This window comes from Litorivivens sp. (assembly GCF_041625495.1).
Lineage (GTDB): Bacteria > Pseudomonadota > Gammaproteobacteria > Pseudomonadales > Spongiibacteraceae > Litorivivens.
This window is the reverse complement of the sequence record NZ_JBFJTH010000125.1, coordinates 1-11,356: the sequence shown is the minus strand read 5'-3', so window position 1 is coordinate 11,356 and position 11,356 is coordinate 1. Positions and strand designations below refer to the sequence as shown.

12 protein-coding genes are annotated in these 11,356 nt (G+C 55.5%); 1 reads left to right on the top strand and 11 read right to left on the bottom strand.

The features are described 5' to 3' along the window. Positions 1–99: 99 nt before the first annotated feature. Together ABYP39_RS13700 and ABYP39_RS13695 are read right to left on the bottom strand one after the other, a co-directional pair. Positions 100–1,131, bottom strand: a complete 1,032-nt coding sequence (locus tag ABYP39_RS13700; protein WP_372783060.1) for a phosphotransferase family protein — start codon at positions 1,129–1,131, stop codon at positions 100–102. Beyond that, positions 1,128–2,444 (bottom strand): acyl-CoA dehydrogenase family protein, encoded by a 1,317-nt coding sequence (locus ABYP39_RS13695; protein ID WP_372783058.1) that lies wholly within the window; start codon positions 2,442–2,444, stop codon positions 1,128–1,130. The genes ABYP39_RS13700 and ABYP39_RS13695 overlap by 4 nt, the downstream gene beginning before the upstream one ends. Positions 2,445–2,661: 217 nt before the next feature. Here ABYP39_RS13695 and ABYP39_RS13690 point away from each other — a divergent pair, with 217 nt between their 5' ends. Further along, entirely contained in the window at positions 2,662–3,822 is a 1,161-nt protein-coding gene (locus ABYP39_RS13690) for an acyl-CoA desaturase (protein WP_372749685.1), read from the top strand. Positions 3,823–4,000: 178 nt separating this feature from the next. Here the strand turns inward: ABYP39_RS13690 and ABYP39_RS13685 are convergent, their stop codons facing one another. The 9 genes from ABYP39_RS13685 to ABYP39_RS13645 form a co-directional block, all read right to left on the bottom strand. Next, a complete protein-coding gene (locus tag ABYP39_RS13685) occupies positions 4,001–5,704 on the bottom strand; it encodes a Na(+)/H(+) antiporter subunit D (RefSeq protein WP_372749401.1) in 1,704 nt (567 codons plus the stop codon). Next, on the bottom strand, positions 5,697–5,957 hold the full coding sequence (locus ABYP39_RS13680) for a hypothetical protein (RefSeq protein WP_372749400.1): 261 nt from the start codon (positions 5,955–5,957) through the stop codon (positions 5,697–5,699). The genes ABYP39_RS13685 and ABYP39_RS13680 overlap by 8 nt, the downstream gene beginning before the upstream one ends. Then, positions 5,957–7,405 carry a proton-conducting transporter membrane subunit gene (locus tag ABYP39_RS13675; protein WP_372749399.1) on the bottom strand — a complete coding sequence of 483 codons (1,449 nt, stop codon included), beginning with the start codon at positions 7,403–7,405 and terminating at the stop codon, positions 5,957–5,959. The genes ABYP39_RS13680 and ABYP39_RS13675 overlap by 1 nt, the downstream gene beginning before the upstream one ends. Continuing rightward, positions 7,402–8,874, bottom strand: coding sequence for a monovalent cation/H+ antiporter subunit D family protein (locus ABYP39_RS13670; RefSeq protein WP_372749398.1), 1,473 nt, complete (start codon positions 8,872–8,874; stop codon positions 7,402–7,404). Before ABYP39_RS13670 ends, ABYP39_RS13675 begins: the two co-directional genes overlap by 4 nt. Then, positions 8,868–9,218 (bottom strand): cation:proton antiporter subunit C, encoded by a 351-nt coding sequence (locus ABYP39_RS13665; RefSeq protein ID WP_372749402.1) that lies wholly within the window; start codon positions 9,216–9,218, stop codon positions 8,868–8,870. Before ABYP39_RS13665 ends, ABYP39_RS13670 begins: the two co-directional genes overlap by 7 nt. Continuing rightward, positions 9,215–10,159, bottom strand: a complete 945-nt coding sequence (locus ABYP39_RS13660; protein WP_372750316.1) for a Na(+)/H(+) antiporter subunit B — start codon at positions 10,157–10,159, stop codon at positions 9,215–9,217. Before ABYP39_RS13660 ends, ABYP39_RS13665 begins: the two co-directional genes overlap by 4 nt. A gap of 60 nt (positions 10,160–10,219) precedes the next feature. Then, the gene (gene mnhG, locus ABYP39_RS13655; protein WP_372750317.1) at positions 10,220–10,543 is read right to left on the bottom strand and encodes a monovalent cation/H(+) antiporter subunit G; all 324 of its coding nucleotides are present in this window, start codon (positions 10,541–10,543) and stop codon (positions 10,220–10,222) included. Further along, on the bottom strand, positions 10,536–10,820 hold the full coding sequence (locus ABYP39_RS13650) for a monovalent cation/H+ antiporter complex subunit F (RefSeq protein ID WP_372750318.1): 285 nt from the start codon (positions 10,818–10,820) through the stop codon (positions 10,536–10,538). Before ABYP39_RS13650 ends, mnhG begins: the two co-directional genes overlap by 8 nt. Before the next feature lie 5 nt (positions 10,821–10,825). Then, on the bottom strand, positions 10,826–11,356 hold a 531-nt coding region (locus tag ABYP39_RS13645; protein ID WP_372783055.1), incomplete at its 5' end, for a Na+/H+ antiporter subunit E.

Sequence of the window (11,356 nt, the reverse complement as noted above, 5' to 3'; positions counted from 1 at the left end):
TCTACGAGTTTGTTGGACATGGCATTCTCTGTTGTTGTTTTTATTTGAGGCGGTGAGGTGATTGAAACGCAGGCTTTGCGGACAAAACCGCAGACACTGCTATTGCGGTAAACTCCGCTGAGCTTCGTACAGATAAGCCCCAACCATCGCCCCCACCTGTTCCGCCGGCGCGGTTTTCATGCCGCCACTGGCGCCCTTTTTCAAGCGCGCATAAACGCCCTCAACTATACAGGCCATTTTCCACCAGCCAAAGGCCGTGTAGTAGTTCAGATCATCCAGAGAGTAGCCGGATTTTTCTTCGTATAGCTGTTCCACCGTAGCGCGATTAGGAAAAATTGGGTTCAAGGTGGGCGGATTCTGCAAAAACGTCAGCTTGTCACCCGGTTCTGCCCAATACTGCCGGGACCAGCAAAAATCGACAACCGGATCACCCAGCGTGCACAGTTCCCAATCGAGTACAGCGATCACCTTGCCGGTTGCATCCAGCACACAGTTATCGAACCGGTAATCGCCGTGCGCCAGCCCGGGAGCGCGCTGTGACGGCGGAGCCTGAGCAACCAGTAGGCTGTGTAATTCATCCAGTAAAGGCAGCTCACGGGTCATTACAGCCTCTGCCTGCTTACGCCAGCGCTTCAGCTGGCGCTGCAGGTAATCTTCTCGCTTGCCCAGATTACCCAACCCTATCTGGTCAACATCCAGCGTATGAAAAGCCACCTGCACGTCGACCAGCGATTCCGTGGCACGCTGAGCCTGAGACTTGCTCAAACCATCTGTACTGATGCGATCGCGCAAGATCAGCCCGTCAACAAAGCCCATCACGTAGAAAGCCGCGCCAGTCACGCTGACATCGTCGCAGTAGGCCAGCGTGGCGGGCACCGGAATATCCGAATGCCTGTGCAGCGCATCCATAATGCGCCACTCCCGACTCATATCATGGGCGGTGGCCACCACGCCTTTTACCGGCGGGCGGCGCAATACAAACACCTCCCCTCTGGCATCGGTAACGCGATAGGTGAGGTTGGAGCCACCTGCGGCAATCAGTTCAAATATATAGGGGGCATAGCTGCCGGTCAGGTGCGCTGCCAACCAGTCAGTCACAGCGTTCAGTTCAATTCCTTTCAGTGTGCTCACGACACGCTCGCTTTTGCCTGTGTAATCAGATGGCCGAACTTCTCTCTGGCTTTGCGCCTACGGCTGGGGATGTGCTCGCTGGGCCAACCATCCACTGGCGTTACATCCTCTAACAACAATCGCGCCAGACTTTGCTTGTGTACTTCATCGGCACCGTCGGCCACCCGCAAGGCCCGAGCACTGCGGTACATACCTTCCAGCGGCATATCGCAGCTGTACCCAAGCGCACCGTGCAATTGAATCGCGCGGTCAATCACGCTCAGCAGAATACGCGGTGCGGTATATTTGATCGCCGCTATTTCGGCGCGCGATTCTTTACTAAAAGCCCCTTTATTATCCATGGTCCAGGCCGCTTTCATGACCAGCAAGCGGATCATTTCAATCTCGGCATAACTTTCGGCAATCATGTTCTGCACCATCTGCTGCCGAGCCAGTGGTTTGCCTCTGGTATGGCGCGATACCGCCCGCTCCTTCATTGTGTCAAAGGCGCGATGGCACTGACCAATCATACGCATGGCATGATGAATGCGGCCGCCGCCCAGCCGCTTTTGGGCCAGCACAAAACCTTCGCCCGGTGCGCCGATCATATGATCGTGCGACACGCGGCAATTATTGAAACGTACATGTGTGTGACCGCCGATTCTATCCATCAGAAAATCGTCGGCAGCAAGGTGCGGGTTGTGCATGGTTGGCACATCCCTGATCAATTCCAGACCCGGTGTGCCCCGCTCGACCACCACCATTGCAGCACGTTTATGCGGAGGTGCGTCAGGGTCGGTCACGCACATCACCAGCAGAAAATCCGCCACTGAGGCATTGGAGGCAAACCACTTTTCACCATTAAGCACCCAATGATCGCCGTCGCGCTCGCAGCGCGTCGCAATGCCCGTGGGATCCGAACCCGACGTTTCCGGCTCAGTTAGGCAGAATGCTGAACGCCGCTCGGCCCGCAGCAGCGGATATAGCCAGCGTTCTTTCTGAGCCTCGGTAGCCCCCACCTCGATCAATTCTGCATTTCCCGAGTCCGGCCCCTGACAACCAAAAATTTCCGGCGCCAGTTCAGAGCGACCTAGAATTTCGTGCATCAGCGCAAGGCGTTGCTGAGGCTGCCCACTACTCCCTTTGTCCAGGTGGGGCGCCCACAGGCCACGGTCTTTAACCTGCTGTTTGAGAGGCTGCCATAACGCATCTAATTCAGCCTGATTCAGGCCGTCAAGCAGAAGCTCTAGAGGAATCAGTGTGTTATCAACGAAATCGCGCATCCAGTCCAGCGCGGGACGAAAGGCATCATCGGTCGAGAAATCCCAGGCCATCTGAACACTCCTTGGGGCTAGGTATGGTATCCAGTGTGCAACAAGATCTGCTGGATTTACCTAAAAATTGTTAATGATTCTGCATTGTTAACGATGAGTACTTGACCCAAATGACAACCATTTTGAGCACATCCACCTATATCCCCCTCGTTACCCTTTCGGTATCATGGAAGTCTTCGCTGTATAGACTGAACCTGATAGTGAGACCATAAAACCAATGTCTGAACAGAAACCCCCAATTCTTTGGCCTCAAACCCTGATGTTCGCCATTACCTTCGCCATTGCGGCAATCGGCGTTCCCTGGTACGGCTTTAGCGTTGGCTTCCACTGGAGCCAGTGGCTCGCCTTCGCCGTCATTCTCGGCGCCAATGGCATGTCCATTACGGCCGGCTACCACCGACTGTGGGCTCACAACGCCTACAAAGCACACTGGTCACTGCGCCTGTTTTACGCGCTGTTTGGCGCCGCGGCTTTTCAAAACAGCATTTTGATTTGGGCCTCCGGGCACCGTCGTCACCACCGGCATGTAGACGATATCGAGCGCGACCCATATTCAGCCAAGAAAGGCCTGTGGTTCTCCCACATGGGCTGGATGATTCGAGATTACGAAGCGGGCCGTGACGATTTTTCCAACTCCCCTGACCTAATGCGCGACAAGATCGTGATGTGGCAGCACAACCACTACATGAAGATTGCCCTGGCCATGAACGTCATACCGGCAGCGCTTGTGGGCTGGCTGTGCGGCGATGTCTGGGCGGGGCTGCTGGTCGCCGGGTTCCTGCGTCTGGTGGTCAGCCATCACACCACCTTTTTCATCAACTCACTGGCACACTTTTGGGGACGCCAGCCCTATACCGACGAGAACTCAGCGCGCGACAACGATATTTTGGCCCTTTTCACCTATGGTGAGGGTTACCACAATTACCACCACATCTTTCAAAACGATTACCGCAACGGTATTCGCTGGTGGCACTTCGACCCCACTAAATGGCTGATCAAAACCTGCTCATGGCTGGGCCTCACCTGGGATCTGAAAAAGGTGCCCGACTTCAAGATTCAGCGCGCAATTGTGGCCATGCAGTTCAAGCGGGCCGAGGAAAAGCTCAAGCTCGCCAAAGCGGTCGATGTCACCACCGTAAAAGCCTTTCTGGAACATGAGTACCAATTGTTTGCTGCTTGTCTGGCTGAGTGCAAGGAACTGAGCCAGAAGACCTACGCGGACAAAGTGCAGCAACTGACCGAAAGCAAAGAGCGTCTGCAGCAGAAATGGGAAGAGGTTTCTCTGACTAGCCGCCTGAAAGAGCTCGAGTACAATATGAAAATGCAGGCTCGACGCCTGCGGGTACTGACACTGGAACTGCAGGCCGCAACGGCCTGAGTTATGAGACACCGCAAAAAGGCTGCCTGATGGCAGCCTTTTTTTTGGTTTGCATCTCGGGGCGATAACCTCAACCCTCTCCCGGCGGGAGAGGGCATAGCGACAGGATTACAGGTTATTCCCTACCCCACCCTCGGCTAGCTCCAGCGAGAATCCAATCCGGCCCTGGCCACGGCCACTAAGCAGACCAGTAAAAGCTGAACACTACGTAAAAGGCTAACAACAGCGAAACATACACCACCATAGCACCGGTCGACAGGCTGGGTGAGAATGCCCCGCCGGGGCCGAGCGTGTGATTGGCCTTCGCTACGAGAACATCAAGCCCTCGCATTGCCGCACTGCGCACTGCGCGATCAACAGCCCACACACCGTTCAGCGTGGCTGCAGTGATTCGGGGCAGAAGTCTGCGATAGACCCAGTCGAAATCCAGATTGGTGGATTTGATCTCTTCCGGGTACCAGCCCTTGCGCATCAGCACCGCAAAGGCCAGTGCCGCGAACAACAGCAGCTGCAGCTGGGTAATCACGTGAGCTGCAGTGTAGGAATGGTAGTCCACCGGGAAAGGCAGTATGGCGTAAAGCGGGTCGGGGTAGACGCCAATCGCAATACACAGGAAGGCAGTGATGCCCATCGCCAATAGCATATTCCAGGGTGCCTCTTTAACCCGATGACCCGCGTCGTGGAAGAAAAAGGTAAAGAACGGCACCTTGATACCGGAGTGATCCAGTACACCGGCAGAGGCGAATAGCAGCACTGTCCAGATCACCCAGTGGCCCTCATAAGCCACTGCGGTAAGAATCATCGACTTGGTGACAAAACCCGAGAACAGCGGGAAGGCAGAAATCGACATCGCGCCAATAATGCAAAACGCCGTCGTCCAGGGCATGGATTTATAAAGTCCGCCCAGCTCACTGGCTTTCACCGTACCCACCCGATACAACACCGCGCCCATCGACATAAACAACAGGGCCTTGTAGAGGATGTGGGCAAAGGCATGAGCCGCCGCGCCGTTAATGGCCAGTTCAGTGCCGATGCCGACACCTACCACCATAAAGCCCAGCTGGTTGTTGAGGCTGTAGGACAGCACCCGGCGCAGGTCATTTTCAATCACCGCAAAGAAAATCGGGAAGGCGGTCATAATCGCGCCGATGGTGATCAGCAGATCCTCGCCGGCATAGCCGCGCGCCAGCGAGTATACCGCCAGCTTGGTGGTAAAGGCCGACAACACGACCGTGCCTGTCGGCGTGGCGTGAGGGTATGCGTCCTGCAGCCAGTTGTGCAGAAACGGGAACGCGCACTTGATGCCAAAAGCTATAAAGATCAGCCAGCCCGCGACACCTTCCAGACCGATATGGTCGAAGGCAATACTGCCCGTCTGCTGGTGCATCACCAAAGCACCACACATCAACAACAAACCGGAGATCACCTGAATAATCAGGTAACGAAAGCCGACTTTGGTCGCCGTCGGGTTGCGCGAGGCCCAGATCAGCAAGACCGATGACAGGGCCGTCAGCTCCCAGTAGAGGAAGAGGGTCAGTAAATCACCTGCCAGCACCGCGCCAATGGCAGCTCCAGCGTAAATCAGAGCAGCCACCTGCTGCACCCGATCCTGCACATGCCAGGCATAGATACCCGCGAGAATCGCCGCTATGTGGAAGATCACCGCCCACACAAAACTGAGGCCATCGATGCGGCGGGTGATCAATTCCATGCCAAATACGGTGAACTGCCCCGCTACACCCTCGGGTAAGGCAATCAACAAGGCCAGCGTCGCCACCGGCACAATGACGGCCCACACGCCCAAGGCGCGCTTGGGAATCACCAGCGCGACCAAACCGGCCAGCATCATCAGCAGTGCAGGGTTGAGCAACACCTCACTCATTGTAATAGTCCTCGTCCCGCTTGATCACACGACGCAGTCCCTTGGCGGAAAATACGATGACGCAGTAGGCGACAAAGCCAAAGATCGCGTAGAACGCAAAGCTGCCATCGAAGCCAAAATAAGGGTGCTTGTGATAAAAGAATTCAGCCACCACCAACGCGCCGCAGGCAATCCACAATGCCCTGACAATTTTGGTGACGTTTTCCGGGCGGTCCAACCAGCGTTGCCGCTCATCGCGTTGTTCAGATGCCATCAGGTGAGCCTCGCGGAGCGAATAAATTCATAGAGATCGCCGCCGTAGATAAACAGCGCGATACACATCAGGGCAGTAATCGTCATGGCCAGCACCGAGGTACTGCGCGCTTCTTGCAAGGTGGCGCCCTCGGGAGCCGATTTCAGGAAGGCGCGAGCCGGTATTTCCAGCAGATAAACAATATTGAGCAGAGAGCTGATCGACAGCACCGCCAGCATCAGCCAGTAACCGCTGTCCAGCGAGCCCTGCATCAGGAACCACTTGCTCCACACACCACCCAATGGCGGCAGACCGATGATAGACAGGGCGCCGAGAGTAAAGGCTATAAAGGTCACCGGCATCACTCGACCCATGCCATCAAGCTCGGTGATCTGACTTTTATGATGAGCGACATAAATCGCGCCCGCACAGAAGAACAGCGTGATCTTACCGAAGGCATGCATCACGATGTGCAGCAAACTACCCGCAATCGCCGCCTCACTGGCAAGAAAGGCGCCCAAGGTGATGTAACCCAATTGTGAGACCGTGGAATACGCCAGTCGGGATTTAAAGTTGTCTTGCCGCATGGCCACCAGCGAGGCCAGCAGAATCGAGGCGCCCGCCAGATACACCAGAAACGGCGTGATTGGCAGCTGAGCAACGGTTTCAATGCCAAAGATATACACGACTACAGTGACTACCGAGAACACACCGGCCTTGACCACCGCCACCGCATGCAGCAATGCGGACACCGGCGTTGGCGCCACCATTGCCGCAGGCAGCCAACGATGGAACGGCATGAGGGCCGCTTTGCCAATACCGAAGGCAAACAGCACCAGCAACACGGACAGAACCAACGGCGAAACATCGTCCCCGAAAACCCCACCCGGCTGAAACTCCAGCGTTCCGGCAAAGAACCAGGTACCGATCATCGCCGGAATGAAAAAGACGATGGAAGTACCCAGCAACAAACTCAGATAAGTACGCCCGCCCTTCAGCGCCTTTTCGGTGCCGGCATGGGTCACCAGCGGATAGGTGCTGAAGGTCACGATTTCGTAAAAAACAAACAGGGTAAACAGGTTGCCCGCGTAGGCCAGCCCCATCACCGCAGCAATCGCCACCGCGAAGAAAACATAAAAGCGGGTTTGATTGTCTTCCTCATGCCCGCGCATATAGCCGATGGCATAGAGGGTGGTGATCGGCCACAACAGGCTGGCAACCAGACCAAACACCAGCCCGAGCGGTTGCAGTTGCAGACTGATGGCAAGCTTCGGCAAAACCTCCACCAACACCACACCGCCTTCACCCAAGCGATAGAGGCAGAGATTGACAATAAACAACGCAACCCCGGTCAGCAGGGAGATGGCTTCACGCAGATTCGGATGGTTTCGCGCCAGCAAAATACCGGGAACCGCCAGTAGCGGCAGCACCAACGCGATCAATAAAAGATGAGTCGCTGATTGCATCATGGTCGACTCCCCATCAGAAAGTTCACCGCCTGCTCGGAACCCTCCACGGTGAGACTCGTATCAATACCAAAGTACAGATTGGCCAGCGCCATACCCCACAGCGGAATCAGCAGCATCAGGGGCGCCTCACTGATGGCCACCCCGTCGCGCTGCTGGAAATAGGCAACTTCCACAATCCGCCAGACATAGAACAGAGCAATAAACGAACCAATTAGCACCAGCGCTACCAACGGCCACAGTCCCGCCTCCATCGCCGCCAGTACAAGAAACCACTTACTGACAAAACCGGCCGTCAGGGGCACACCGATCAAACTCAGTGCACCAATCAACAGACCAGCCATCGTCCAGGGCATGGCCCGTCCGAGGCCACGAAAATCGTCTAATCGACTACCGCCAACACGACACACCACCGCCGCCACCGCGATAAACAGCGCCGCTTTGATCAGCGCATGGTTAAACAGGTGCAGCAATGCTGCCTGCAAACCCAGCGCACTGCCAAGGCCCACACCAATGACCAGATAGCCGATCTGGCCGACACTGGAAAGCGCAAAAATACGTTTGACGTTGTCCTGCCGGATCGCCGCCAGAGACGCCAGCAGCACCGCCGCTGCGCCCAGCACAAGAAGCAGCGTTCCCATCGGGAACAGGGCGTTAACCGCTTCCTGACCAAGTACGTCAAAGTACATGCGAATTAATAGATAGAGCGCGACTTTGGTCGCCGAGGCGGCGAGAAAAGCCGTGGCCATCGACGGCGCTTGAGTATAGGCGTCAGGGAGCCAGCCGTGCAGCGGAAACAGCGCCAGCTTCAGCGCAATGCCTATCACAATAAACGCAAACGCCGCAGCCACAAGGCGTTTTTCCTCAAGCCCGGGCAAGCGCTGCGCCAAATCGGCCATATTCAGCGTGCCCGTTAAACTGTAGAGAAAGCCGAGGCCAATCAGGAAAAAGGTTGCGCCAATGGTGCCGACAATCAGGTATTGATAGGCGGCAAACAGCGCCCGGCGATCACGCCCTAGCGCCACCAGCGCATAAGTCGACAGTGACGAAATTTCCAGAAACACAAAGACATTAAAGGCATCGCCCGTGGCAACAATACCGAGCAGCCCAGCATGGCAGAGCAACAACAGAACATAGAACGGAGAATGACGGGATTCCGGCAGCTCGGCCACTAGACTGCTGTTGGCACCGATAACCACGGCTACAGCAACAAGATTGATCAGCAACAGCACAAACGACGACAAGGCATCAATGCGATACTCGATCCCCCAGGGCGCTTCCCAGCCCCCCATTGCATAACTGATCGGACCACTGGCCTGGACCTGCAAAAACAGGGCAATACTGATACCGAGCGACAGCAGGCAGGCCAGACAGGTAAAGAGCCAAGCCGCGCGGGCCCGCTCCAGAATCAGACAGGCTGGGGCCGCAAGCAGCGGGACGACAACCTGAAGAACAGCAAGATGGTTCAGCACGGCTTATCCTGTTCCAGTATCACATCTTCCTCGACGCTTCCGTAGGCGCGTTTGATACGCAGCACCAGCGCCAGCGCCAACGCCATGGTAGCAATCCCCACCACAATGGCCGTGAGAATCAACACCTGCGGCAAGGGGTTCGAATACAGCTCAGCCCCGTCGATCACTATTGGTGCGGTGCCGCCATTAACCTTGGCCGTGCTGATATAAAAAATAAAAACGGAGGTTTGAAAAACATTTAGGCCAATCAATTTTTTGACCAGGTTGCCCTGTGTCATGACGATGTAGAGACCCAGTGTCATCAACAGCACCACAACCAGATAGTTATAGTAATCCGCCATCATTCCTCCAGCTCGTCGCGGCTGCGAGTGGCGCGGGTAAACGCAAAGAAGATCAGCACCATGGCCGAGGCCACAGTGATGCCGACACCCAACTCAATCAGAATAATACCGATGTGCTGCCCGGTGACCGAATCGTTCGCCAACACCGAGTAGTTCAGGTATTCGCCGCCATTTAAAAAACTGGCCAGACCGACGCTGCCGTAGATCAAGACACCCAGCGCGACAAGCCAGCGCAGAACACCAAGCGGCACCACCCGCTGGGCATTACTGAGCCCAAAGAGCATGGCATAGAGAATGATGCCGACCGCAAAAATAACCCCGGCTTGAAAGCCCCCGCCCGGCCCGTACTCACCGTGGAATTGCACGTACAGACCAAACAATAGAATCAAAGGAATCAGCATCTTCCCGACAATTCGCAGCACTTTGTGCTCTGCCATCAACGCCTGCGTAGACTGCTGCGGCGTTTTCGGGCGACCGCCCAACAGAATGACCACCACACCAACCGCCGCGGTAAAGATCACCACTACTTCGCCCAGCGTATCGAAGCCCCGATAGCTGGCCAGCACGCTGGTCACCATATTAGGGATACCGATTTCATCCGGCGAGTCGTGAATATAGCGCTGCGCAACATGGCCGTGCGAAGGCGCATCGACATATCCGAAAGGTGGCATCTGCAGCATTGCCGCAAACAGAGCAACCGCAAGTACCAGCATCAATAACAGCGGGAAAAACCGAATACGCCGCCCTTCGGCTTCGTAGCGCCCGACACTGGACAACACCGTGAGCATCAATAAGGGGAAAATGCCTGCGCCCACGGCGGCTTCCGTGAAGGCGACATCGGCCGCATCCATCAGTATAAAAAAGCTTGCGGACAGCAAACCGTAAATGCCAGACAACATCACTGTGGCAAACAGATCCCGCGCCCGCACGATGGCCAACGCCACGATTACAAGCAGGGTTAAAACGGATATATCAAGCAGCGTACCGATGACAAAAACTCCCGACTAATGACGCTCGTTATTCGAATTATCGCCCAGCGGCCGCAGACCACCGTGGAGCGCCGATTTCGCCAGGGCGTGACTCGCCGTAGGGCCGGTAATCATCACAAATAGCAAGATCAGCAAAAGCTTGAACAGTGGCAGGCCCCAACCGGAGTGCAACATCAAGCCCAACACAATCAGGGTAGCCGCCATGGTTTCGGTCACCCCCGCGGCGTGCATGCGGGTAAAAAAGTCCGGAAAGCGCAAAACACCCAAACCGCCGGAAAAAATCAGAAAGGCACCGAGCAACAGACACAGCGAGCCCAATAGCGTTACCAACTCAGCCATCTTCACCCACCTTGTCGCTTACGTTGTCCGAGCCGTATTCGAAAAACCGCAACACCGCGATCACACTGATAAAGTTAATCAGCGCGTATATCAGGGCAACATCGAGAAAGTCCGGACGCCCAACGATATAGCTGACAACGGCGATCAGCAGAACCGTTTTGGTGCCAAAGAGGTTAACCGCCAGAATGCGATCGTAAATGGTCGGGCCAAGCAGAGCGCGGGCGATGGCCATAGCCATCACGACAATCAGAGCAATTGCGACTACCGTCAATACCATCGGTCCTATCGCTCCAAATCACTTACACGGCGATCCATTTCGCCAGCGCGTAAAACTTCCAGTCCCTCGCGACTCAACGCGTGCACATAGACCCGGTCGTCTTCCAAATCCATTGCCACCGTGCCCGGTGTGAGGGTAATCGAATTGGCGTAGATCACCCGCCCGATATCTGTGACCTGACTCAGTGGAAGCCACGCAGCACAGGGAGAAATACTGTTTCGGCCTGACCAGACGCGCTTGACCACATCAATATTGCTGACAATCAACTGTCCCACCAGCCAAATGTAATAACTCGGCAACTTGATATTGAACAGGTGGAGGGGGTGGGACTCATGATCAACAACATCCATGCGGTGCGTCAGATAGACCACAAAGATCGCGGAAAACAAGCCAAAGCTCAGCAACAGCGGTTTGTAATAGCCTGAGTTGATCAGCCAAAAGGTGGCGAGCAACAGAAAAACGCTGACGGTATGCTTCATATTGGTATTACCGCTCCGGAAAAGCCGATAGCTGATTTTAGTTATTTCTGAGCGACG

Bases quoted from the DNA above. Each gene is read 5' to 3' on its own strand.
- ABYP39_RS13695 (WP_372783058.1), bottom strand. From the start codon at position 2,444: ATGGCCTGGGATTTCTCGACCGATGATGCCTTTCGTCCCGCGCTGGAC.
- ABYP39_RS13690 (WP_372749685.1), top strand. From the start codon at position 2,662: ATGTCTGAACAGAAACCCCCAATTCTTTGGCCTCAAACCCTGATGTTC.
- ABYP39_RS13685 (WP_372749401.1), bottom strand. From the start codon at position 5,704: ATGAGTGAGGTGTTGCTCAACCCTGCACTGCTGATGATGCTGGCCGGT.
- ABYP39_RS13680 (WP_372749400.1), bottom strand. From the start codon at position 5,957: ATGGCATCTGAACAACGCGATGAGCGGCAACGCTGGTTGGACCGCCCG.
- ABYP39_RS13675 (WP_372749399.1), bottom strand. From the start codon at position 7,405: ATGATGCAATCAGCGACTCATCTTTTATTGATCGCGTTGGTGCTGCCG.
- ABYP39_RS13665 (WP_372749402.1), bottom strand. From the start codon at position 9,218: ATGATGGCGGATTACTATAACTATCTGGTTGTGGTGCTGTTGATGACA.
- mnhG (WP_372750317.1), bottom strand. From the start codon at position 10,543: ATGGCTGAGTTGGTAACGCTATTGGGCTCGCTGTGTCTGTTGCTCGGT.
- ABYP39_RS13650 (WP_372750318.1), bottom strand. From the start codon at position 10,820: ATGGTATTGACGGTAGTCGCAATTGCTCTGATTGTCGTGATGGCTATG.